The following is a 23,229-nucleotide window of genomic DNA, read 5'->3' on the forward strand; positions in this document are numbered from 1 at the left end:
TGCTGATATAGTGTCATCACGACTAATGTCGTCGCACGGTTAGGTTGGTTGATCTTCGAGCCCTCGCCGATGCTCTTCCAAATCGAAGCCTGCTGCTTTTGCAGCGGTAAATAGCTCAGCCAGATCGCACTGCTCCGCTTGACGCTTAGCGTAGGCCCATAGATGAGTAGCCCGCTTACCGGTGCGGCAGAAAGCCAAAATAGGCCGGGGAAGTTGCTTTAGCGCCTCAGCAAAGGCGGCAATATCCGCTTGGCTGTAGTCACCGGGAGTAACCGGAATGTGCGCCCACTGAAGGCCAATCTCTGTGGCTTTTCGACGGTAGGCCTCTTCACCCGGAAACTCAGCGCTTTCTCCAGGCTTGCAGTTACAAATAACCGTCTTGAAGCCTTTTGCTTTTACTTGCTCAAGCTCTTCTACCGTGAGCGCCGAGGTAATCTCGACATCGGTTTCTAAAGGCTGCGTTTGCATGGTCATGCTCCTTCTATCGTAGAGGTTCTGAACATTAATGGTTTATTAATCCCAAGCGGCGCCTTCCAGGGCATCCAGCGGAATTTTTAGGTAGCGCTTACCATTAGCTTCCGGCTCCGGCAGTCTTCCACCACGCGTGTTGACCTGTAGAGCGTGCAAAATCAGTTTGGGCATGGGCAATTCACTATCGCGCTTGTGGCGTAGAGAGATGTAATCCGTTTCACTCATGTTGACTAAATGCGGGTTATGTTCACGCTGCTCAGCGACCGTACTTTCCCACTGGGGCTCGCGGTCATCGGGCATATAGTCGTGGCCGGTAAACAGCCGTGTGTTAGCGGGCAGCGATAGAATCTGCTGAATGGAGTGCCACAATACCTTGGCATCCCCACCGGGGAAATCTGCCCGTGCGGTACCAAAGTCTGGCTGGAATAGAGTGTCGTGCACAAAGGCCGTATCGCCAATCACATAGGTAATCGAGGCCAGCGTATGGCCGGGCGAGTAAAGTACGCGAGCATTCAGTTCACCGATGTTAAAGGTGGCGCCTTCACTAAACAGTGTGTCCCACTGGCGGCCATCGGTAGGCATTTCTGGCCAGTGATAGATCTCCTTCCAAAGCGTCTGCACTTTGGTGACATGCTGCCCAATAGCCGTGGGAGCACCTGTCTTTTCTTTTAAATAGTGTGCCGCAGAGAAGTGGTCGGCGTGGGGGTGGGTATCGAGAATCCACACTACCGACAGTCCCTCTTTTTCGATATAGGCTAGCAGTTCATCGGCGCAATGGGTCGCGGTCGCGCCGGACTTTTCGTCAAAATCCAATACGGGGTCGATAATCGCACACTGCTTGGTGGCGGGGTCGCTCACCACGTACTGGATGCTAAAGGTACGTGGGTCAAAAAAACCGGCGACATCGGGCGTGCCTGTTCCCGTGTGCTTTGAAAGCTTAAAAGTATTCATACGTAGTCCTCCTAAGATGTGAGGTATATCAGGATAAGGAGCTTCCAGCATTAAAGGGCCTTTTTACAGAAGTACCAGTCGGTGTATTCATAGCCTGCTGATTTACGAGCTTCCGCATCTTGCGAGGTGTGGGGTGGTGGGACGATGACCGGCTGGCCGGGCAACCAGGCTTCTGGTGTCGCCACCCCATGCTCATCGCTTGTTTGTAAGGACTTAACCAGGCGAAGCACTTCTTCCACCGAGCGACCGTTAGTCATCGGGTAGTACAACATGGCACGCAGCACACCCTCTGGGTCAATCACAAAAGTAGCGCGAACCGCAGCGGTGTCGCTGGCACCTGGCTGAATCATTCCGTAGGCATTTGCCACTTTCATGTTGAGATCAGCAATAATCGGGAAGGTAATTTCAACGCCGAAGTTATCTTTAATGCTGCGTGTCCATGCGATGTGCGAGTGAATGCTATCGATGGAAAGGCCCAGCAGCTCCGTGTTGACCTCTTTGAACTGTTCTGCGTAATTCGCAAATGCCGAAAATTCCGTGGTGCACACTGGGGTAAAGTCCGACGGGTGGGCGAATAAAACCAGCCATTTACCTAAATAGTCAGTGAGTGACTTTTCACCATGAGTGGTTTTCGCGGTAAAAGCCGGTGCTGGACGATTAATTTGTGGCATTACGGGTTGGAAGGTTTCGTTAGACATGTCGAATTCCTGAGAAGTGAATTTTTCTTTCAGGAATAAAGATAGATCATTTTGTTATCAATAGATAATAGTATGGCATTATGGAGTTGATAGGGAGCCCTTGGCAGTTTCCGGTGTTCCTTATGGTTATTTCCGCTCCCCCGGTGACTCGCAGCCAAGCCTGCTCCCGCCCAAGCAGCGGTTATCCCGTCGTTTGCTGGTATGGCATTGCGATTGCCCTGCACACGGCATCCCTTGCAGCCCGCGTTTACGCCTCGGGTGGCGATTCCAATATGTATCAGCGCTTGGCCTACACCGATCTAACGCGACCAGTCCGCAATGCGGAGCTACTGGCGAGCGTGCTCTCTTATTGCTTAGGGCGAAAGGCGGCCTTCCTATGTGCACGGCTATGGCCAACAATGCTGAGAGAAACAATACTTGAGACGCGGGTTGGCCAATCTCTCCGCAGTCGATAGCTGCCTGCTTGACATAAACTCGGCTTTGAAGCGATTCGCTAAGACGATTAGCTTACCAAACCAATTCAGATTAGTGATCATCACCCCGGTTGCGGAATTCACGATTTTTCTTATTAATTACTACGCATTAGGCTACATTTATGCGAGATTAACGGCCGCCGTTGCTGCGTTTGAGAGGTTTCATGTTTTTAAAGCTTCTTTTGTGGGCCAGCCGAGTGCTGGTTCTTTTAATGGTGGTGGTATGTCTTCTACCTTTGTTACCCAGTGGTGAGTGGTGGGTCAGGCTGTGGGATTTTCCTCGTTTGCAGTTAACCGCCGCGTTGGTGTTTCCGCTTCTTCTGTTAGCTATCCATGCGTGGCTCAAGCGCCCACGAAAAGAGCATGCCGCCTGGGTAGCCGTTATCCTGGCCATTGCTGGGTGGCACCTTTACCACATCTTGCCCTTTACCCCCGTTTGGCCCACCGAGGTTCCGTCGGCGGAAATGCGGTCCGATGACGACCGGACAGCGTTAAAAGTGCTGACCGCCAATATTACTTTCAAAAACGATCATTACTCCGAATTGATAGAGATGGTGCGGCGTGAGGACCCCGATCTCTTACTGTTGATTGAAGTTGATAGCGCGTGGGAAGAAGGGCTGGCACCGCTGGACGACTATTACGATTATCGGGTGGGAGAGGTGCGTGATGAAGGCCAGGGACTGGTGCTTTGGTCGCGTTATCCGTTTTTGGAGGAGAAGGTGGAACACTTAGTTTCTGAGCGCAGACCGTCGGTTTTCGCCACCCTTGATGTGCCAGGCATGGGTGCCGTGCGGTTTGTTGGCGCTCATCCTGTACCCCCCGGCCTTGAAGAAGATATCAAGAGCGAGGATGCCGAGGCAAGACGGGACAGCCGCGAACGCGATGCGGAACTTATGCTGATAGCCGAGCATGTGCAAGAAGACCCGGATAATCGCTGGATCGTCACCGGCGATTTTAACGATGTGGGCTGGTCGCATACCACGCGGCTGTTTGCCGATTTGAGCGATCTAAAAGACCCCCGTCGTGGCCGACGATTGCTGAGTACTTACCATTCGGCGTACCCGTTTTGGCGCTACCCAATCGACCATCTGTTCGTCTCTGACGGGCTTCATCTGGTTGAGCTTGAACGTGTCAAAGTGATTGGCTCCGACCACTTCGGCATCGTTACGACACTTGCCGTTGGGCGTAAAGACCAGGAAAAGCCCGAAGCGTCAGAAGAAGAAGAGGAAGAGGCCCAGGAAATGGTTGAAGAAGGAGAAGAAGACGCCGCCGAGCATGACGCGGGTGCTTCAGAGTAGGGCAGCTATGGTTAAGCTAACTGCTTGATCTGGCATAGTGTTAATCATAGGCTCCCTAGTATTTAGCTATAGTGTAGATAACTCTCTACTTACAGATAGGTTTATTTAAATTCGCTTGATTGAAGCATGCGCAGGCATCAGTGACATTGGTTTTTGTTTTAGCCAGCATGAAGCACGATCTTTTCATTAAGAAGATAGAGGGGGATGATTGGCCTCAACTTCGTCAGCGAATCCTAGACGCCGATATATTCATCTTGGGCAGCCCGGTTTGGTTAGGGCATCACTCCAGTGTTTGCCAGCGCGTTCTAGAGCGGCTTGATGCTTTTCTGGATGAGACAGATGACCAGGGGCGGCTTGTCTCATACGGTTGTGTTGCGGGCGTCGTGGCGGTGGGGAATGAAGATGGCGCGCATCATATTATCGCCGAACTGTTCCAGGGCTTGAACGATGTCGGTTTCACGATTCCAGCGAATGCTTCTACCTACTGGGTAGGCGAAGCAATGCAGTCAACCGATTTCAAAGATTTGAAGCAGACGCCAGAGGTCGTTCAAACCGCAACAGCGGGACTTACTCGTAACTGTGTTCATCTCGCAACGCTACTGAAGCAAGCCCCATACCCTAATCAAGATAACTGACACCTGCGTGCGTTAGGCGGAGCGAAGGGGGAATTGCTTTAGCGGGACTCGCTGAGCAAGCCTACCATTTGTTGTTCCGAAAGCCGTGTATTGGCCATGTAGTAGACGATATCGCCATCTTGTAATGGACGGTCCGTGGCAGGGTTGAGCATGTTGCCTTCGCTATCGTCCTGGCCGCTAGCGAGCCCTAAAACGGTGGCGTTGCAGATCTTTTTCGCCTGTATAAAAAGGTCGCCAAAAGTGGCACCAGTAGGCGGTTTACTTATCTTCGTTTGATACTGCGTAGCGCCGCGATCGACGGCAAGTAGCTCATTAACCACTCGCGAAATACCGGCATCTGAAGCGGAGCGTACCAGCATTTCAAGTGCCAGCGCCTGGGTGCATTCGATACCGGGTAAGGTGCGACGTAGCATCGCTGCGGTGTCAGGATTTGCGCAGTGGGCGACAATATGGGCACCTTTTCCTTTTAGGCTGTAGGCACTCAGTGCGACAGTGGCCACCCGATCATCGCTTGTGTCATAAATAATAATACGGCTAGCGTTCTCAACCCCCGCCCGCTTGAGAAGATCAGCATTGGAAAAACTCTCGCCTTTAATAAACTTCAGATCGGCTGGGCGTGGATTGCTCATCTCTTTGGTCACACAAAGCACTATCTCGTCAGGTAGGCTTTTGTCGGCTTTGAGAATATCCAAAATACGTTCTGTGGTTTCGCCGTGCCAGCCGATAACGAGGGTATGGCCGGTTAGGTGGCTAAAATCGCCTTTTCCTTGCATTTGCAGTCTCCAAAAAACTGAAAGTGTGACAGTGGCTTTACCAATCAACGCTGCAAACAGCGAAATGCCGCCTGGAATGAGATAGAGCGTGGTGATCCATTTGCCAGCCACTGTTTCGGGGCTGAAATCACCGAAACCGACAGTGCTGGCAACCACCACATAAAAGTAAACCCAATCGGTAATGGAGTCGGCCATTGTTTCGCCGACCATGGAAAAAAACGCCCAGGTAGTGCCCATGTGTGCGAGGACTACTAGCAGAAGAAATGTCCATGAGATTTGAAGAGTTGATGCTTTGAGGACGCGAAGCAGTCGCTGGATTACAGGCATTTGGGTCTCTTAGAGTAATAAGTGCGCATGTTCTTTGTTTGGCGCGGAAGTCGAGAATTGAGTGTTTAAGCGTCTATGGAATAAACAAAAAGGGTCGCAAGTAGCGACCCTTTGTTATTTATAAGCTGTAGCTCTTAAGCGAAGCGCTTGGCAATCCAGGAAAATGCGCTCTCGGTAAGTGATTTTTTACCGTGGTGCTCGCGGTACTGACTCCAGACCATACCGCCTGATACTACCGCAAGGCTCATCAACATACTGGCAAGAATAAGTTCATTCATAGCTTACTTTCCTCATCTGAGGTTTTATCCCGCTCCACATAACCATAGCCGAACGACCCGACAAAGATCAAGAGTATACCCAGTCCCACGCCCATCCAAACATTATCGGTATTTAAGCTGGGATTGGTGACTACCCAGCCCGCCGTGAAGCAAGTGGCCACTACGATCACGCCCACGTTGCGAGTCGCTTCCAGGAACTGCTGCCGGGTTGCTCGGGCGCCTATTCTCCTGCGTACTGCTGAGGCCCTGCGTTCCTGTAAGCTTTTGTTGAGCCTAGCACGTAGAGCCTCTTGCGGGTCTTTACCATCATGAGGTTCTTTCAAACGATCACCTGTCATTAATGTCAAAAACAGTAATTAAAAGCCAGCCTTATTTACTTGGGTTCCGCGTATGCAGTCGCCATAAACCATGGTGTCGCCAGCTTCTTCAGCAAGTTGTCGGCAGTCTGCCGTTCTGGAAGAGGTTGGGCCTGAGCTACAACCTACAAGCATAAAGGCCAAAAGGCAGAAAAGAATAAACGTTTTCATTGATAACTCCTTGTCAGCAAAATAATCCTTACGTCATTGAACATCATCGTTAATGAGCGTGTCGATGATCGACGGATGGCAATTTTAGTCTAGGGGCCGCAGGTCCACTGGCCTTTGATAGCCGATTGATCTGACCCGACGACCATTAATTCTGCTGGAGAGGGGGGAGATTCACCGCTGCCTTGTGGTTCGCCAGTAATGGAAACTTCAACAGCGCCGCCATCACCTTCAAAGGTGGTGCCTCGCAGCATGCCATCAAAGCCTCCAGGTGCACCGACATGGTAAAGCTCATTGTTTAGCTTGATGAGCCCTTCAGCAGGTGATGTTGAAGCAACCACACCCATGGCAATCAGTAAGACGGATTCATTATCAGAAGTAAAAGCACAGCTTAGCTCACCCACTAGCTCAGCATTGCTCATATCGTCTTGTGAAAGAGGCGTTAGTCGGTGTTCTTGAGCCGAACTGCTGCGGGAGTCTTGTCTTTCAGGGTTGTTGCTATCCCTTTCTTGGGAACAGGCCGCTAGCGTTAAGGCAGCCACCGCGCTGGCTAAACAAGCGTTAGTAACGTTCATTGCTAATATCTCCCGTTCCATGGATGAATTTACCAGCGGAACATCATGGCGTATGGCTATGTCTTACTCAAACACCTTACCACTAGGAAAATGAGCATGGATCGTATATTCGCATGGGATCATCACCACCGTCAGGTTGTATACCGCATTCCCGGTCATAAGCATGAAGACGGCAGGGAAGATAGTGACTTATCACCTGTTTGGATACCTGCGGAGGAGTCTGATTTACCAGATGGAGTCACAGTTGAAGATTTGCGGGATGTTTCTGTTAAGGAGTGACCCTTTCATTGCTTATTAAAATTTTGTCTCCCTAGTAAGGCTCCTAGCTTGGCAACGCAATGAGGAATTCTAAGCTCTCGCATGGTTGCGCTTTATTTTTTGAGTGTCTATCTCTAGATGCAAAGCAATCTGCTCCTTTCTAGACGATAAGATAGACACCAAAAATTCCCCTAATCGTTTCCAGTGCTACTGGGCCATGAATTAAGGCGCTAAGCATGAATATCCGGCCCTTCAAAGCGAATATTTTGGAAATTAAAAGACTACGTATTCATAATATGATACTAAAGTATATCCTATTTATTTCAAATGGTTATATTGGTTATCAAAAGCAAAGGAATTACCGTGTTGAATACGTAGTCTTTTTCATCTAGAACTAGGGAGGTTGAACGTAGCCAGGCTTTGATTCCCAAGAGCGTGGCGTTGTATCGGCAACAAAAATAATGACAAAAGGAGCTTAACGAATGAATCACATCCAGCTTACTCCGCGAACAATCTCTGTATTAGCGGGTGCGGTTGCGCTAGCAATGGCCACCAGCGCCGCTGCACAAGCCGAGCGAGTTATTGATGTTAGCTTGCCCCTTGGCCCTGATTCTCAGCAGGGCGTTGGCGTATTGAAGTTTGGCGAAGAGTTAGAACGCCTTTCAGAAGGGCGGTTGAGTATTGAACCGCATTATAACAATGCCTTAGGGGCCGAGCGTGAAGTCGTAGAGGGAATGGGATTCGGCATTATTGATGCCGGCATTACTTCTACTGGTCCAATGGGCGGCTTTGTCGATCAGTTCATGCTGTTTGATTTGCCTTATATTTTTGAAAACCATGACCATGCCTATGCTTTCCTGGACAGTGAGCATGGCGAAACGCTTGCACAGCTTGCTGAAGAGCAAATGAACGTTAAGTTCTTAGCATGGATGGAAAATGGCTTCCGCCACAACACCAATTCAATGCGTGCACTTAACAGCCCAGAAGGTTTGCAGGGTATCAATCACCGCACCCAAGAAAGCCGTGTGCAGGTGGACACCTGGGAAGCGTTGGGCGCCAATGCTACTCCGATGGCCTGGACCGAGGTGTATACCGCTCTGCAGCAAGGGGTCATGGATAGCCAGGAGAATCCGTTACCGACCATCTACGATGTAAATTTTTATGAAGTGCAGGACTACTTGAACCTGACTCAGCATGTTTACTCACCGGCACCGTTGATGATGGGGTTGGATCTGTTCAATTCGTTTAGTGAAGAAGACCAGGCGGTTATTCTGGAAGCCGCACAAATTGCGTTGCCTTTTCAGCGTGAGGCTAGCCAGGAGCTTGAACAGCGCTACCTCGTGCAACTCGAAGAGCTAGGTATGACAGTTACTCATCCCGACCTTGAGCCTTTCCGTGAGGCTGTCCGTCCTGTGATTGAACAGTGGTCACCGACAGTGGGTGAAGACCTCGTTGAGGCTGCTATTAATTTCGATTACTGATCCCTGGAAATACGCGGGAGAAATGTCTCCCGCGCTCTTTCGCTAATGGTGAGGCAGCTATGAAGTCTTCTCTGTTACTGATCAACAGAGTGATTGATCAGTTTAATCGTGTAGTGGGTTGGGGCTTGGCGTTCTTGTTGCTGACCATGACCGTACTGATTTTCTGGCAAGTTTTCGCTCGGTTTGTCGTCGGAAAACCGCTATTTTTTTCTGATGAAATAGCGCGTTTCGCGATGATTTGGTTGACCTTTATTGGGGCGGGTTTCGCTTATCGCAAAGGCGCACTTATCTCTGTCGATATTCTACTTGAGTATTCAGGACCTCGTTTCTCCAGTGTACTAAGAGTGTTAGTAGTGCTTTGTTCGGCGCTATTTGCACTGATTATCGTGATATATGGGTTCGACCTTGTCGGCCGCGTGGCCAGCCAGACGGCACCCAGCACTCGCGTATCAATGATGTGGCCTTATATGGCTGTCCCGCTAGGCGGTATCGTTATTCTCGTTAATAGCGTGGCACTTTTAATCGATGAAGTGGTGGGTAAAGAGCACCTCAAACGGGCAGACATCCAGCCGCCGGAGGTTAACTAATCATGGCCATCATGCTGTTCCTCCTGCTATTAGGCTTTTTTCTGGTTGGGGTTCCTATTGCTTTCTCTTTAGGGTTGGCATCAGCCGTGACGGTATGGCATGGCGATTTAATGCCTATGCTGATTGTGACCCAGCAATTGATTGGTTCGGTGAACTCCTTTCCCTTAATGGCGATTCCGTTTTTTATTCTGGCGGGATCGTTAATGCAGTACGGCGGCATTTCTGAACGCTTGGTTAATTTCTCTAATACCCTGGTGGGTGGGATGACCGGCGGGTTGGCTATGGTGGCTATCGTTACCTCGCTATTCTTTGCGGCCATTTCCGGTTCAGGCGCCGCGACAACCGCCGCCATAGGTTCCATCTTGATCCCAGCAATGATGGCGAAAGGCTATCCAGGCAGCTATGCGGCTTCAAATCAGGCAGCGGCAGGGGCTCTTGGCGTTATTATTCCGCCCAGCATTCCACTAATTCTTTATGCGATTGCCGCAAACGTATCGGTGGGCGATATGTTTATTGCCGGTATCCTGCCTGGCATATTAGTCACCATATCGCTGCTGATATTTGCCTACATTTTTGCCCGTAAAAACGGCATCGGGGGCAACCAGAAAAGCACGCCTAAAGAGATGCTGTTAGCGGCCCGTAAAGCGTTGCTGGCAGTTCTCATGCCGGTCATCATTTTGGGAGGCATTTACGGCGGGATCACCACCCCAACCGAAGCGGCCGTGATTGCCGTTGCCTACTCATTTATCATTGGTTTCGTGGTTTATCGCGAAATTAAACTGCGGGATTTAATGCGCATTTTGCAAGAATCAGCGGTTACCACGGCCGTGGTGTTAAGCATTATTGCGGCAGCTGGACTGTATGGAAGAATTCTGCAGAGCCTGAGAGTGCCAACCATGGTATCGGACTTTGTGCTTTCAACCATCGGTAGCCCTTTAGCATTTATCATTATGGCCAATGCGCTGCTGCTGTTTGTGGGTATGTTCATTGAAGCCGCTGCCGCCATTCTTATTTTCGTACCGATATTATTGCCGATAGCGATTAGCTTTGGCTTCGACCCGGTTCATTTCGGCATCATCATGGTGGTGAATCTGGCGATGGGGATGTTTACGCCTCCCGTTGGCCTAAATCTTTTTGTAGCCTCGCAGATTTCCAATATCGGTGTCGCCCGCTTAACGAGTGCCATCTTATCGTTCGTCGCCATCGTACTTGTCAACGTCTTAATTATCAGCTTGATACCTGCGCTATCCACGTGGCTACCGTCACTTTGATACCCCTAATAAAAAGGAGAATAAACATGTCAGTCATTGAAAGCTTAATACCGCGTCAAGGATTAAAGGTACTGGTTACCGCAGGCGCAAATGGCATTGGCTTAGTGATCGCCCAGGCCTTCAAAGAGGCAGGCGCAACGGTGCATGTATGCGATGTGGACGAAGCAGCACTGAGTGCCTTACCGGAGGGCATTACGTATACGCTAGCGGATGTTAGCAAAGAGGCCGAGATCACCCGTCTATTTGATGATGTAAAGCAGTTGGGCGGGCTTGATGTGGTGGTTAACAATGCTGGAATAGCGGGGCCGACCGCGGGCATTGAGGAGATCAGTGAAGAGGAGTGGGTTCGTACCATTGATATCAACCTGAACGGCCAGTATCGGGTTGCTCATCGCTCAGCCGCACTGCTACGTGAAAGCCAGGGATTAATGATCAACCTTGCCTCTGTCGCCGGGCGATTGGGGTTTGCTTATCGTACGCCTTATGCGGCGAGTAAATGGGCGGTCGTCGGTCTCACCAAGAGCTTGGCGTGCGAGCTGGGCCCAGATGGTGTTCGTGTAAACGCCATACTGCCCGGTATTGTTCGCGGCCCGCGGATTGAGAATGTGATTAAAGATCGCGCTGCCAAGCGGGGAATCAGCTATGAGGCGATGGAGAAAGAGAATCTAGCCAAGGTTTCTATGCGCAAAATGGTAGAACCCACGGACGTTGCCGCGATGGCGCTATTTTTATCTGCTCCTGGTGGCTCCAATATCTCCGGTCAGGCACTAAGCGTGTGTGGCAATGTTGAAACACTATAAATACAAAGAAGAGGTGCAATATTCATGCAATCAGTAACTGAAAGCTCGCCGGTTCACCCAACCGCAATGACGATTGGCATAGTCGGCGCTGGTTTAATTGGTCGCGCCTGGGCGATTGTGTTTGCCAGGGCTGGTTTTACGGTGAGTGTATATGACGTTAATGCCGCAGCACTTGAAAATGCTGGCGCGGCTGTTCGGCAATCGCTTGTCGGTTTACAGCAAGCAGGTTTAGTCGATGGCGTGGAGCAAGTGATGACGCACATCCGCTTTGATGGCGACCTTGCTAGCGCCATGCAGGGAGTGGGATATGTGCAAGAGTGTGGCCCTGAAAATGTCGAGGACAAAAGAGCCATCTATGGTGAGCTTGAATCGGTAGTCGCAGACGACACTATTTTGGCCAGCTCTACCTCTGGCATTGCCGCTTCGCTATTTAGCGATCATTTGCGTCATCCCGAGCGGTGCCTGGTTGCGCACCCCGTTAACCCGCCTTATCTAATTCCATTGGTGGAAGTAGTGCCCACGCCGCAAACCTCAGACGTTGCGACCAATACTACATTAGCGCTAATGGAAGCCGCCCAGCAGGCACCCATTTTGGTGCGTAAAGAAATTGAGGGGTTTGTACTCAATCGGTTGCAGGGCGCCTTGCTCAATGAAGCCCTGCGCTTGTTCCGTGATGGATACGTTTCCGCAGAAGACCTCGATAAAACCGTGAAATACGGGCTTGGGCTGCGTTGGTCGTTTATGGGGCCATTTGAAACCATTGACCTCAACGCACCGGCGGGCGTCGTGGATTACGCCAATCGTTATGGTCCTTTGTATCATCAGGTAGACCAACAGCGGGGCAGAGAGAACCCCTGGGATGAAGCAACGTTGCAGGCCCTGGATAAAGAGCGCCGTGACTTACTGCCCAGTGCTGAACTGTCCGCTCGTCATGAGTGGCGCGATCGCAGATTGATGGCGCTGATGGCCCATCAACGCTCAATGCCTGAATAAGACGCTTAAACTATTACAATAAGGAGGCCTTAACATGGCTCAAAAACGTAAAGTTATTATTTCCTGTGCGGTGACCGGGGCTATTCATACGCCATCGATGTCGCCACACCTGCCGGTAACGCCTGAGGGAATTGCCGACGCCAGTATTGCTGCGGCTGAAGCGGGTGCGGCCATTTTGCATCTGCATGCCCGGGACCCTGTTAATGGCAAACCGACTCAAGATCCCGCCATATTTGAGCAGTTTTTACCCAAGATTAAGACCTCTACCAACGCGGTGATTAACTTAACGACGGGTGGAAGTCCCCATATGACGGTTGAAGAGCGCATGCGACCGGCAATGGAGTTCCAGCCTGAATTAGCATCGATGAATATGGGGTCGATGAACTTTGGCCTGTTTCCGATGCTTAATCGTTATCAAACCTTTGCGCATCAGTGGGAGCGTGACCACCTGGAGAATAGCCGTGATTTGGTGTTTAAAAATACCTTTGCGGATATTGAAAAGGCGATCACTCTGGGGACGAAGAATGGCACCCGTTTTGAGTGTGAATGTTACGATATCGGCCACCTATATAACCTCCGTAACCTGATGGACCGGGGAGTGGTCGACGGTAAGATATTTGTACAGAGTGTGTTTGGCATCCTGGGAGGCATTGGCCCTCACCCCGAAGATGTTCTTCACATGCGACGTACCGCTGACCGATTGTTTGGTGAGCGTTACGAATGGTCAGTTCTTGGTGCCGGTAGTAGTCAGATGCGGATTGCTGCGCAATCGGCTGCCATGGGTGGACACGTTCGGGTAGGGTTAGAAGACTCGCTATGGCTTGAACCCGGAAAGTTGGCTGAAAACAACGCTAGCCAAGTTAAGCGGGTACGCGAGCTGTTAGAGTCACTCTCTTTTGATATTGCTACCCCTGATGAAGCGCGGGAAATGCTCGAACTGAAAGGTGCTGATAAGGTTGGCTTTTAAATGCTCAACGCTATTGAAGGCCCCAGCCAGGGCCTTCTGGTTTTATTACCCCAAAAATTCCTGTTCAAGTCCCATAACTCATAGCGAATTAAGTTGAATCAATGAAAAGAAAATCCATCACGTCACGCGATGTCGCTCACCTTGCCGGTGTTTCACAATCAGCGGTTAGCCGCAGTTTTTCACCCGCATCCAGTGTGTCAGAGAAAACGCGCAAAAAAGTGATGGACGCGGCTCGAAAGCTTGGTTACCGACCAAACACCATCGCACGCTCTTTAATTACGCGTTCAAGCCGCACCATAGCGGTAGTGACCTACAGTCTACAAAACCCGTTTTACGCGTATTTACTTGAAAAAGCCTCCCGATTTTTACAAGAGCAGGGCTACCATCTTCTGCTATTTTTCGCCCCGCGGAACGGCGATTTTGACATGGTGGTGGATGATTTGATTCGTAGCCAGGTTGAAGGAGTGCTGATGCTGGCGATCACGCTGAATCAGCACCAGGCGGCAGAGGTAGCAGATTTTGGCATCCCGGTAGTGATCATCAACCGCACCGTTGAATACTCCGGCATAAGCCAAGTCGGCAGTGACAACTACCAAGGGGGCTACTGGGCAGGGCGCTACTTGGCTTCACTGGGACGCCAACGCATCGCCTATTTGGCCGGGATTCCTGAGTCCACCACTAACCGACAGCGTGAAGAGGGGTTTAAGACCGGTTTAGCGGCAGAAGGGCAAACATGCTTCTCATACGATATAGGGCATTATCGTTACGATGACGCCTGTGATGCCACGCGCCGCCTATTTTCAGCGCGTAAACTCGAAAAGATGCCCGATGCACTCTTTTCTGCCAATGACCTGATGGCTATTGCTGTAATGGAAACGTTGCGAGATGAGCTGCATTTAACGGTGCCCGATAATGTCTCAGTAGTGGGATTTGACGATATGGTGATGTCTTCTTGGCCAAGCCATTCGCTGACCACCTTGCAGCAACCCGTCGAGCAAATGATTGTTAAGGCCACGGAACTGTTACTAAAACATATTAACAACCCTGAAGCACTACCTGAACAGCTAGTGCTACCGGTAACACCCAGGATACGCCAGAGCACGTCTCATATTTCGGCGTTTTAATAGGGATTTTTATACGTCCCAAAGGGCAGTCAGTCGCTATTTAATTCACGTTATTACCCATTGTCTTTACTAGATTTAGCGCTATTATTTCCTTAGCTTGGCTTATTAGCTCCCTAAGGAAAATCCTCATGTTAAAAGGTTTAATCGTCTGTTTTGCGGTGCTGTTTGCGCAATTGGCGGTACTGCATGTGATTGATGCTCGTCTTTACAATACCCCGCAAAATGCGCCTCAAACAGCAGCGACAGTCGTTACGCCACACAAAGATGAGAAAGACGACGAAGAAGAAGTTCAGAGCTAAGCTGCGGGTATGTTTACAACGCTGGCAATAAATATAGGCGCTGTTTCACTTGAGTAAGCTTGACTCTCGGGTGTCGTTAGTCCGCCATGGAAACTGGTATAGGCGGCAATATTATCCGCCTCGCCGGAACGCGCAATTTCTAACGCCACCGCACCGCCAAAGCAGTAACCCATTATGACCGTTTGTTCAGCAGCACCTTGTTCTCTCGCTTGCGCTAAACCACCCAGCGTTAGGGCACGCATACGCTCTCGATCTTGGTAGAGGCGGTTAGTGGCAGCTCGCTTATCGTCGACCGCCTGGGGGCGGTTGCCTGCACCATAGAGATCAACAGCAAAGGCGTCGTAGCCCTGCTCGGCCAACATATCGGCGCGCTTGCGCTCATAGTCATCCAGGCCATCCCAGTCATGGACAATTAATACGCTGCCCTTTGCGTTGTTTCCTCCAGTAATAAAATAGCCTTGGAAGTCCTCTCCGTTCACGCTGTACGAGATATCTTCCCCCGCGGGCGAGAATGCTAAAGCAGGCAGTGCGATTGCCAAGAGAGTTAAAGTGCTGCCAGAGAGCAGAATTTTTTTCATAGTAGCGTGTCCAATTGAGTATTCAGGAAGCATAAACAATGCTTGCTAAGCTGATTCAACGTTGAATAACCATTGGCGAAGAAGATAGTGTGAAATAGACAAAGGCTTGCGTCTGGAACTCGGTGACGGCATGCTTGTCAGTTGTTGGAAATACCATTAGGGAGCATGAACACATGGCTTACAACGATTCACGTATGGCACGTCCCCAGTCGGGCGGCGTTGCTAATAGTGTTAGTACTAACAAGGTGTTGCGAAACACCTACGCGCTACTGGCAATGACACTGCTGTTTTCGGCAGTAACCGCAGGTGCCGCAGTTGCACTTGGTATTCAACAGATGAACATCTTTGTGTTCTTCATTGGTGCCTACGGCCTGATGTTCCTTGTCCACAAAACCGCTAACTCTGCAGCGGGTCTGCTGGCAACGTTTGCCTTCACCGGCTTCATGGGCTTTACGCTAGGGCCGATCCTTTCTGCCTACTTGACCCTGCCTAACGGCGGTGCGCTGATCATGAACGCGCTGGCCATGACCGGTCTGACGTTTGTGGGTCTATCAGCGGTGGCGCTAACCACCAAGAAAGACTTTAGCTTCTTGAGCAACTTCTTGATGGCAGGTGCCATCGTGTTGATTCTTGCCATGATTGCTGGGTTCTTCTTTAACATTCCTGCGCTTTCACTGATGGTATCGGCTGGTTTTGTGCTGTTTGCTTCAGCTGCCATCCTGTATCAAACCAGCGAGATCATTCACCGTGCTGGCGAGACCAACTATATTCTCGCCACCGTGACGCTCTACGTTTCGATCTACAATTTGTTTGTGAGCCTTCTTTCAATTCTGGGTATCATGAGCAACGATTGATCTCTGGGAGCGCTACTAGATGATATGACAGGCCCTATTTTTAGGGTCTGTCTTTTTTTTAGGGCCACCGTCACTAGGTATTAACAACTAGGTATTAAAATGATGCAGTACGGCTTATTGGTAATGGGCGCACCGTACAGCAGCCCGGCCCCTCACTCTGCATTGCGTTTTGCCCATGCTGTGCTGGCGCGTGGGCATCAACTCGCAGGTGTTTTTTTCTATCACGACGGCGTTCATAATGCCTCTTCTCTGATGGCGCCACCGCAGGACGAACTCAATATGCACGACGCCTGGGCTGAGCTGCACCAGCAACATGCGGTCCCCCTGGACGTCTGTATCGCCGCTGCCCTGCGGCGCGGGTTGATGAATGAGTCGGAAGCGCAGCGTCATGGAAAGCAGGCGTATAATCTCTCACCTCCCTTTGAGTTGACCGGTCTTGGCCAGCTGCTTGAGTTGCAGCAACGTGCCGATCGCCTCATTACTTTTGCTTAAAAGGAGACCCCATGGCGACGCCCAACGCGCTGTTAGTGATTATTCGACACGCTCCTCACAACTCAAGCTGGTTGCGTGAAGGGTTAGATGCTGCCTTGGTGGCTGCGGCGTTTGGCCAGCCCGTGCATCTACTGTTCATGGGACAGGGGATACTGGCTTTGCTGAAAGAGCAGGGCAGTGGGGCTGCCGGGCAAAAAGCGACGCTGCCCACTATCGACATGTTGGAAATGTACGATATTGAGAAACTATGGGTAACGGAAGAGGCGCTGAAAGGCATGCACTTAACCACGGATGCCCTCGTAGAAGGAGTGACCCTCCTAGCGGAACAGCAAGTGCCTGGGTTATTGCAGCAGCACAGCAACATTCTTAGTTTTTAGTGGGGCTACTATGATTCTACACATCCTCACCAAAGCGCCTGATAGCAGTGCAGCTGCTCAAATGCAGCAGGCGGTAGGGGCGCAGGATAGCGTCCTGTTGATTGAAGAGGCGGTCACTGCTGCGCTTGCCCCTGCCTGGGAGGCTTGGGAGCAGTGCCCTTCGCGAATCTTCCTGTTATTGGAGGACTTGAAGTCACGTGGCCTTGCCAGTATTGCGGCCGAGCACCAACTGCCTACCCTGGAGATGGACGGCTTTGTAGCCCTTACGGAGCAATACACAAAGACAGTTACTTGGTATTAACTCATGTTAGATCCAAAAATATACCGTTATCTTGATTCAGAACAAAAATGGGAGCTAGATCCGGAAGGTTATCTAGTTGATCAGTCAAAGTGGAGCGATACCGTCGCTAACCTGATGGCAGAAGAAGAAGGCTTGCCGCTTACGCCTGCTCATTGGGAAATCATTGAGGTTGTTCGGACATTTTACCAACGCTACGAAATGGCGCCGGCCATGCGGCCACTCGTCAAGGCAACGAAAAACGCGCTGGGAGAAGAGAAGGGACGCTCGATTTATCTTATGCAGCTCTTTCCTGGCAGTCCGGCAAAAAGAATTGCCCGTCTGGCCGGGCTACCCAAACCTACCAATTGCCTATAACGTACTATTTGCGTTCGCTACGCCGCATCGCCACGGGTACACACGGAAAGCACCACTGCGTCGTCTTGGCTGGTGGAAACGAGCGCATGCCCCATGTCGCTATCAAAGTAGATGCTGTCACCCTCTGCCAGTACCAATGGGGCGTAGAATTCGGTGTAGAGCATGATGTCGCCATGCAGCACCATCAAGAACTCTTCGCCATCATGGCGTACCCACTGATGATACTCGTCGAAGCTGCGTGCCCGCACAATGGTTTTGAACGGAATCATACGTTTCTGGGCGAGTTGATGCCCCAGCAACTCGTGCTCGTAGGTCGGCGTAGGGTGCAGCTGGCCTTTTCCTTTCCGGGTCAAATCGCGCCGCCCCATGGTGTAACGCTCCCGTTTAGGTGGTGTCAGCAGTTGGGGTAGGTCGATGTTGAGACCGGTGGTCAGCTTCTGTACCACGCTGAACGTAGGAGAGACTTGATCATTCTCGATTTTAGAGAGCGTCGAGCGGGCAAGCCCCGTGCGCTGGCTGACATCTTCCAGAGTCCATTGATTGGCAAGACGGATTTGCTTGAGCCGTTCGCCCAGGCGCAGCGGCTCAACAAACGGTTTGCTTCCCGATGCGATACGCAGCGCGGCATGCTGTTCAGAAGTAGCGGTCATAAATTGTCAAATTGGCTGCGTTGGCTTGGGCTAGAAGTAGCTGTAAAACGCCCATGATATCACAGCCGCCAGGCCGCCAAGAGTGGTTGCCAATCAGATGCCAGCACTAGGGTACCTCTGCAAAGGGCAGACCCAACAGCGCTTTGAGATGCGCCTCGACACCACTGGCCAGCGACTTAGGGTTATAGCCGCCCTCAAGTACCGAGACAATTCGGTTGTCGGCATAGAGTGTCGCGATCTCCATTGCCAAATGCGTTACCCAATAGAAATCTTCGTCCTCCAGGCAGAGATCGCCCATCGGGTCATCTCGGTGGGCATCGAACCCGGCGGAAATCATGACGAGATCGGGCTTGAAGGCGTGCAAGGCAGGCAGCCAATGGTTTTCCACAACGCGACGGAACTCGCGTCCGTCGCTACCCACTTCCAGCGGCGTATTGACGACGTTTTGCCACTCGCTGCGCAAATAGCGCCAGGGATAAAACGGGTATTGAAAACTGGTGCAGATCAGCACCTCAGGATCATTTTTGAAGATATCGATGGTGCCGTTGCACTGGTGTACATCAAAATCGAGAATAGCGATGCGTTTGGCGCCATACTTGGCCCGGGCATGAGCCGCGCCCACGGCAATATTATTATAAAAACAGAACCCCATGGCATCGCTGGCTTCGGCATGGTGGCCGGGCGGCCTTACGGCACAAAATACGTTATCCGCCTGACGTTTAAATACCTGGTCAACACCACGAATGACTGCCCCCGCAGCCACGCGCGCGGCTTTCAGGCTGTTAGGGTTCATCATGGTGTCGCTATCTAGCGTAACAATGCCCTCGCTGGGCAAGCACTTTTCCAGAGCGCGCAGATGACGCAAGGGGTGTACCCTAGCCAGGGCTTCTTCGCAGGCTTCTTTGGCATCTGCCTGCATGGTCTGCTGTAATAGACCAGCAAGCGATAGGCGAGCGCGAATAGCCTCCAGACGCTGAGGGCTTTCGGGATGCTCCGGCCCCATATGGTGCAATGAGCAGTCTGGGTGGGTAAGGTAGGCGGTAATCATTCAAACGCTCCATTATTATTGATGCCACCTTAATCGCCTCCATGCCCTACGCGACAGTGTCAATAAGTCGTACAGCCGCTATTTAGTCAGGGGAGACTCATTCGTGAGCACGCGCTTTTTACACCATTTCTTTGAACCTCATACACTAGCGGTGTTTGGCGCCTCTGAAAAGCCCGCATCGCTGGGCGGTTTAGTGCTGAGAAATATTCAAGAGGGCGGCTTCAAGGGGGCGCTCTGGGCGGTCAATCTCAAGGGGTACCCGCAGGTATTCGGCGCCCCCTGCGTGAGCCGGGTGAGTGAACTGCCTGAGGTGCCTGATCTGGCCGTGGTCTGCACGCCTATCGAGGGCGTACCTGACCTGATCAAAAAGCTTGGTCAGCACGGCGTCAAGGCTGCCCTGGTGCTCTCCGGAGGCGCTTATCTGGATCGCGACAAGGGCAACAAGGGCTCGATTCGCGAACGTATGCTGAGTGCGGCACGCGTCTCCGGTATTCGTGTGCTGGGCCCGGAGTGCATGGGGTTGATTGTGCCGGGTAAAAAACTCAACGCCTCGTATGCCAGTCAGCCGGTGAAGGCAGGTAAGGTCGCCTACCTTGGCCAGTCCGGCATGCTCGCCAATGCGATGATCGATTGGGCCGCGGGGCGGGATGTCGGCTTTTCACATCTGATTACGGTTGGCGACAGCGTTGATGTGCTGCTGCCGGATCTAATCGATTACGTTAATCAGTTTTCTCCCGCGCAGGCCATATTGTTGCACCTGGAGCGGATCAGTGACGCGCAGCACTTCATGACCGCTGTGCGTGACGCCTCGCGTAACCGTCTGGTACTGGCTATCAAGAGCGGCCGTACGCCAGAGTCGGATATTTCCGGCATGGCACCGACACCTGGTATCGCCAACCGCGACGTGGTGTTTGATGCCGCTTTTGCCCGTGCGGGGGTCGTGCGGGTTGATGACTCCGATGAACTGCTCGACGCGCTGGAAACCCTCTCGCGAATGAAGCCGCTGAAGGGCGACCGCCTGGCGATTGTCTCGAATGGTTTGGGTCCTGCCATGCTGGCCATCGACAAGTTAATTAGTGCCGGCGGCAAATTGGCTGAATTTAGCGCCGAAACCCAGGCTGCGCTACACCGTAGCGAAGTCGATATGAGTAAACCGGGCGAGAACCCGGTGGATTTGGGCGGTAACGCCTCACCCGAGCGTTTTGTCCAGGCACTGGAGATTGTCGCGTCCGATGCCAACGTAGACGCCGTGTTAGTGGTTCATGCCCCCACACGCATGGCCCCATCTCTGGTGACAGCCCAAGCCCTAATCGATAACCGTAAGAAGTTCCGCCGCAACCTGCTGACTAGTTGGATGGGCCTAAAAGAGGCACTCAACGCCAGACACGCCTGTAATCTGGCCGGAATTCCGACCTATATTTCGCCGGAAAAAGCCGTCAAGGCGTTTATGCATATGGTGATTTACCAGCGCGTTCAGGCACTGCTGCAGGAAATCCCGCCAAGCTTGCCGTTTTCAACCAGCCCGGAAATTCGTGCCCAGTGCCGCACCTTGATCAAAGGGGCAAAAGAGCAGGGCAGGCAGACGCTGACCCACTCGGAAACAGCCCAGGTGCTGGAGGCATATGGTATCCCAACCGCGCCAAGCGTCTATCTGGCCAACCCGGAAGAAGCGCTTGCCCGGGCGACCGAAATCCCCGGCACCAAAGCGCTTAAGGTGGTTCATGAAGGCAACTGCCGTCCTTATCGCTACCGTAAGCACCCACATAAAATTTCGGCAGGCCTGCTGCAGGATTTGGAAACACCCGAACAGGTAGCTGAAGGCGTGCGGCGGCTGGGCGACAAGGTGGCTGAGAAATTCCCCGAGTATGCGATACGCGAATACTGTTTGCAGCCTATGCAGCGTGGCAAACACTCGATGCAAATTTGCGCCGGTATCACTCGCGACCCTGTGTTTGGGCCCCTGATCGTCTTTGGTATCGGCGGCTACAAGGTTAACGTGCTGGCTGACCGCCAAGTAGCGCTGCCACCGCTTAATATGAGCCTGGCAGCCGATGTGGTGGGCCGAACCCATGCCGCTTCGCTAATCCGTGAACACTCCGCTGACCCTGATCGCGATATACAGCACCTGTGCCAAATGCTGGTGAAACTATCGCAGATGGCATCGGATTTGGGCGATTTGCGCGGGCTGGAAGTGAACCCATTGCTGCTTAATCGCGATGGCATGGTCGCTGTGGATTTCGCCATGGACCTTGGTACGCCGTCGCGTTTTGCGATCATGCCGTATCCGGAAGAGCTGCGTGAATGGGTGACACTCAAAAATGGCTGGAAGGTGGAAGTAAGGCCGATTCGCGCTGAAGATGCCCACTTGATTACCACCTTCCACCGCCAGTTGTCGGAAGAGAGTATTCGCTTCCGCTACTTCCATAATAAGTCCAATCTTACTCAGCGCGATTTGTCGATCCTGTCGCATATCAATTATGACCGCCAGATGGCGTTTATCGCCGAACACTTGAGCGAAGATGGCAGCAAGGAAATGCTAGGGGTAGTGCGGGTATGGAACGACCCGGACAATATCCGTACCGAATTTTCGGTCATCATTCGTGATGATCTACAGGGGCTGGGCATTGGCAGCCTGCTGATGAATAAGATGATTGCTTACTGCACCAACATCGGCACGCTGGAAATGATCGGCAAAATCATGGTCGACAACCACCCGATGCGGGCCTTGATGAAACATCTGGGATTCAAGAGCCGTTACAACATGGAAGAGCAGGTCATAGATGCCGTGCTGCGTCTCAACGAACCCGAAAGCGAGTGGCAACGGCACCGCCTGGAAAGTTTGCCAGACTAAGATGCGCAACCCAAAAGGCCTGCGTTTTTATCGTCAGGCCTTAGGCGTATCGTTACGATTTATGGCGCCAGCCGGAAGCGGCTCCATTCACCACCATCGCGGCGTTCAAAGCGCAGCCGGTCGTGCAAGCGGCTAGGCTGGCCCTGCCAAAACTCGATCATTTCCGGTTCGACGCGATAGCCACCCCAATGGATAGGGCGAGGGATGTTCTGACCATCGTAGGCTTGTTCGAAACGGTTTTGGCGCTCTTCGATCCAATTGCGATCGGGAATCACAACGCTCTGAGTCGCAATCCACGCACCTAGCTGGCTGCCGCGTGGGCGGCTGGCAAAGTACTCGTCGGACTCATCGGCTGACACCGGCTCAACGGGGCCTTCGATACGCACCTGGCGAGAGAGCGAAGGCCACCAGAATGTCATGGCAGCGAAGGGTACATTGCTCAACTCGCTGCCTTTATGGCTATGGTAATTGGTAAAAAAGACCATGCCGCGCTCATCAAACCCTTTTAATAGTACTACCCGGGCATGGGGCCTGCCTTGGCTGTCAACGGTGGCAAGCGTCATGGCGTTACCATCCTTGCCCTCTTTTTCCAGCGCAAGAGTGAACCACTCAGCGAATAACACGAATGGATCGTCAGGTGCCTGGGATTCATCAAGCCTGCCGCCTTCATAATCACGCCTGATATCGGCTATATTACGTGTCATCGAATGCTTCTCCCTTGAATTTAATCCATGTTCGCTGGTCTGCCTTTAAAGCTCAAGTGATCGCCATCAATGAATGTTTAACGCAACTATTCACGACGGTCACTTCTCCCGTAGAGACAAACTTGGTTGCGACTAACTGTCCCGCATTCTATGAGAAAGTTAGAATTAATGCGAAGCTGTCTCACCCATACGGGCTCACCACCGGTTAGCTCATCACTGCTGATAGAGGAAAGGGCT

The 23,229-nt window shown here is 51.8% G+C and carries 30 protein-coding genes; 18 read left to right on the plus strand and 12 right to left on the minus strand.

Annotation, left to right across the window (positions count from 1 at the left end; translation table 11 throughout):
- Positions 1-39 precede the first annotated feature (39 nt).
- The 3 genes from KO116_RS10885 to KO116_RS10895 are packed head-to-tail and all read right to left on the minus strand — an operon-like array spanning position 40 to position 2,120.
- Entirely contained in the window at positions 40-468 is a 429-nt protein-coding gene (locus tag KO116_RS10885; RefSeq protein WP_035558083.1) for a TIGR01244 family sulfur transferase, read from the minus strand.
- A 45-nt stretch (positions 469-513) separates the two neighbouring features.
- Positions 514-1,422 (minus strand): MBL fold metallo-hydrolase, encoded by a 909-nt coding sequence (locus KO116_RS10890; protein WP_035558085.1) that lies wholly within the window; start codon positions 1,420-1,422, stop codon positions 514-516.
- A gap of 50 nt (positions 1,423-1,472) precedes the next feature.
- A complete protein-coding gene (locus KO116_RS10895) occupies positions 1,473-2,120 on the minus strand; it encodes a peroxiredoxin (RefSeq protein ID WP_035558088.1) in 648 nt (215 codons plus the stop codon).
- 122 nt (positions 2,121-2,242) lie between these two features.
- Between KO116_RS10895 and KO116_RS24655 the strand changes: the two genes are divergently transcribed.
- From KO116_RS24655 to KO116_RS10905, 3 genes are all read left to right on the plus strand, one after another.
- A complete protein-coding gene (locus KO116_RS24655) occupies positions 2,243-2,575 on the plus strand; it encodes a hypothetical protein (RefSeq protein ID WP_235272363.1) in 333 nt (110 codons plus the stop codon).
- 182 nt (positions 2,576-2,757) lie between these two features.
- Positions 2,758-3,891: an endonuclease/exonuclease/phosphatase family protein gene (locus KO116_RS10900; RefSeq protein ID WP_035558091.1), complete on the plus strand. Its 1,134-nt coding sequence runs from the start codon at positions 2,758-2,760 to the stop codon at positions 3,889-3,891.
- A gap of 167 nt (positions 3,892-4,058) precedes the next feature.
- A complete protein-coding gene (locus tag KO116_RS10905; protein ID WP_035558094.1) occupies positions 4,059-4,526 on the plus strand; it encodes a flavodoxin family protein in 468 nt (155 codons plus the stop codon).
- 38 nt (positions 4,527-4,564) lie between these two features.
- On the opposite strand, the gene KO116_RS10910 is transcribed toward KO116_RS10905, so the two are convergent.
- From KO116_RS10910 to KO116_RS10920, 5 genes are all read right to left on the minus strand, one after another.
- Entirely contained in the window at positions 4,565-5,626 is a 1,062-nt protein-coding gene (locus KO116_RS10910; RefSeq protein ID WP_035558097.1) for a potassium channel family protein, read from the minus strand.
- A gap of 134 nt (positions 5,627-5,760) precedes the next feature.
- Complete coding sequence (locus tag KO116_RS25305; protein ID WP_158414210.1) at positions 5,761-5,904, minus strand: hypothetical protein; 144 nt, start codon at positions 5,902-5,904, stop codon at positions 5,761-5,763.
- Entirely contained in the window at positions 5,901-6,227 is a 327-nt protein-coding gene (locus KO116_RS10915; protein ID WP_144408583.1) for a hypothetical protein, read from the minus strand. The genes KO116_RS25305 and KO116_RS10915 overlap by 4 nt, the downstream gene beginning before the upstream one ends.
- Positions 6,228-6,260: 33 nt before the next feature.
- Positions 6,261-6,431 (minus strand): hypothetical protein, encoded by a 171-nt coding sequence (locus KO116_RS25310; RefSeq protein ID WP_158414211.1) that lies wholly within the window; start codon positions 6,429-6,431, stop codon positions 6,261-6,263.
- Between the two features lie 89 nt (positions 6,432-6,520).
- The gene (locus tag KO116_RS10920) at positions 6,521-7,003 is read right to left on the minus strand and encodes a hypothetical protein (protein ID WP_052703757.1); all 483 of its coding nucleotides are present in this window, start codon (positions 7,001-7,003) and stop codon (positions 6,521-6,523) included.
- 96 nt (positions 7,004-7,099) lie between these two features.
- Between KO116_RS10920 and KO116_RS10925 the strand changes: the two genes are divergently transcribed.
- From KO116_RS10925 to KO116_RS25475, 9 genes are all read left to right on the plus strand, one after another.
- A complete protein-coding gene (locus tag KO116_RS10925; RefSeq protein WP_045812118.1) occupies positions 7,100-7,282 on the plus strand; it encodes a hypothetical protein in 183 nt (60 codons plus the stop codon).
- A 461-nt stretch (positions 7,283-7,743) separates the two neighbouring features.
- Complete coding sequence (locus KO116_RS10930; RefSeq protein WP_035558105.1) at positions 7,744-8,742, plus strand: DctP family TRAP transporter solute-binding subunit; 999 nt, start codon at positions 7,744-7,746, stop codon at positions 8,740-8,742.
- A gap of 59 nt (positions 8,743-8,801) precedes the next feature.
- On the plus strand, positions 8,802-9,329 hold the full coding sequence (locus KO116_RS10935; RefSeq protein WP_035558107.1) for a TRAP transporter small permease: 528 nt from the start codon (positions 8,802-8,804) through the stop codon (positions 9,327-9,329).
- A gap of 2 nt (positions 9,330-9,331) precedes the next feature.
- Complete coding sequence (locus tag KO116_RS10940; protein ID WP_035558110.1) at positions 9,332-10,600, plus strand: TRAP transporter large permease; 1,269 nt, start codon at positions 9,332-9,334, stop codon at positions 10,598-10,600.
- A 26-nt stretch (positions 10,601-10,626) separates the two neighbouring features.
- Complete coding sequence (locus tag KO116_RS10945; protein ID WP_035558113.1) at positions 10,627-11,400, plus strand: SDR family oxidoreductase; 774 nt, start codon at positions 10,627-10,629, stop codon at positions 11,398-11,400.
- Positions 11,401-11,424: 24 nt separating this feature from the next.
- Entirely contained in the window at positions 11,425-12,393 is a 969-nt protein-coding gene (locus tag KO116_RS10950) for a 3-hydroxyacyl-CoA dehydrogenase (protein WP_235272366.1), read from the plus strand.
- A gap of 34 nt (positions 12,394-12,427) precedes the next feature.
- Complete coding sequence (locus KO116_RS10955) at positions 12,428-13,360, plus strand: 3-keto-5-aminohexanoate cleavage protein (RefSeq protein WP_035558116.1); 933 nt, start codon at positions 12,428-12,430, stop codon at positions 13,358-13,360.
- A gap of 101 nt (positions 13,361-13,461) precedes the next feature.
- Positions 13,462-14,484, plus strand: coding sequence for a LacI family DNA-binding transcriptional regulator (locus KO116_RS10960; protein ID WP_035558119.1), 1,023 nt, complete (start codon positions 13,462-13,464; stop codon positions 14,482-14,484).
- 128 nt (positions 14,485-14,612) lie between these two features.
- Positions 14,613-14,783, plus strand: a complete 171-nt coding sequence (locus KO116_RS25475) for a hypothetical protein (RefSeq protein WP_200897097.1) — start codon at positions 14,613-14,615, stop codon at positions 14,781-14,783.
- Here KO116_RS25475 and KO116_RS10965 read toward each other — a convergent pair.
- The gene (locus tag KO116_RS10965) at positions 14,780-15,361 is read right to left on the minus strand and encodes a dienelactone hydrolase family protein (RefSeq protein ID WP_144408584.1); all 582 of its coding nucleotides are present in this window, start codon (positions 15,359-15,361) and stop codon (positions 14,780-14,782) included. The genes KO116_RS25475 and KO116_RS10965 overlap by 4 nt on opposite strands.
- Positions 15,362-15,534: 173 nt before the next feature.
- Between KO116_RS10965 and KO116_RS10970 the strand changes: the two genes are divergently transcribed.
- The 5 genes from KO116_RS10970 to KO116_RS10990 all read left to right on the plus strand — a co-directional run bounded on the left by KO116_RS10970 (position 15,535) and on the right by KO116_RS10990 (position 17,739).
- Positions 15,535-16,215, plus strand: a complete 681-nt coding sequence (locus KO116_RS10970) for a Bax inhibitor-1/YccA family protein (protein WP_008957931.1) — start codon at positions 15,535-15,537, stop codon at positions 16,213-16,215.
- A gap of 102 nt (positions 16,216-16,317) precedes the next feature.
- Positions 16,318-16,707 (plus strand): sulfurtransferase complex subunit TusD, encoded by a 390-nt coding sequence (gene tusD / locus KO116_RS10975; protein ID WP_008957932.1) that lies wholly within the window; start codon positions 16,318-16,320, stop codon positions 16,705-16,707.
- An 11-nt stretch (positions 16,708-16,718) separates the two neighbouring features.
- Positions 16,719-17,084, plus strand: a complete 366-nt coding sequence (tusC, locus tag KO116_RS10980) for a sulfurtransferase complex subunit TusC (RefSeq protein ID WP_035558123.1) — start codon at positions 16,719-16,721, stop codon at positions 17,082-17,084.
- 10 nt (positions 17,085-17,094) lie between these two features.
- Positions 17,095-17,385 carry a sulfurtransferase complex subunit TusB gene (tusB, locus tag KO116_RS10985; RefSeq protein ID WP_035558127.1) on the plus strand — a complete coding sequence of 97 codons (291 nt, stop codon included), beginning with the start codon at positions 17,095-17,097 and terminating at the stop codon, positions 17,383-17,385.
- 3 nt (positions 17,386-17,388) lie between these two features.
- A complete protein-coding gene (locus tag KO116_RS10990) occupies positions 17,389-17,739 on the plus strand; it encodes a TusE/DsrC/DsvC family sulfur relay protein (RefSeq protein WP_035558131.1) in 351 nt (116 codons plus the stop codon).
- A 17-nt stretch (positions 17,740-17,756) separates the two neighbouring features.
- Here the strand turns inward: KO116_RS10990 and KO116_RS10995 are convergent, their stop codons facing one another.
- Positions 17,757-18,389, minus strand: a complete 633-nt coding sequence (locus tag KO116_RS10995) for a helix-turn-helix domain-containing protein (RefSeq protein ID WP_035558135.1) — start codon at positions 18,387-18,389, stop codon at positions 17,757-17,759.
- 106 nt (positions 18,390-18,495) lie between these two features.
- Positions 18,496-19,437: a histone deacetylase family protein gene (locus KO116_RS11000; protein ID WP_008957937.1), complete on the minus strand. Its 942-nt coding sequence runs from the start codon at positions 19,435-19,437 to the stop codon at positions 18,496-18,498.
- A 103-nt stretch (positions 19,438-19,540) separates the two neighbouring features.
- On the opposite strand from KO116_RS11000, the gene KO116_RS11005 reads away from it, so the two are divergent.
- The gene (locus tag KO116_RS11005; protein ID WP_035558137.1) at positions 19,541-22,288 is read left to right on the plus strand and encodes a bifunctional acetate--CoA ligase family protein/GNAT family N-acetyltransferase; all 2,748 of its coding nucleotides are present in this window, start codon (positions 19,541-19,543) and stop codon (positions 22,286-22,288) included.
- Positions 22,289-22,347: 59 nt separating this feature from the next.
- Here KO116_RS11005 and pdxH read toward each other — a convergent pair whose 3' ends face one another.
- Positions 22,348-22,992 carry a pyridoxamine 5'-phosphate oxidase gene (pdxH, locus tag KO116_RS11010; protein WP_035558141.1) on the minus strand — a complete coding sequence of 215 codons (645 nt, stop codon included), beginning with the start codon at positions 22,990-22,992 and terminating at the stop codon, positions 22,348-22,350.
- Positions 22,993-23,229: the final 237 nt, after the last annotated feature.

Source organism: Halomonas sp. KO116, assembly GCF_000734975.2.
GTDB classification, from domain to species: Bacteria; Pseudomonadota; Gammaproteobacteria; order Pseudomonadales; family Halomonadaceae; genus Vreelandella; species Vreelandella glaciei.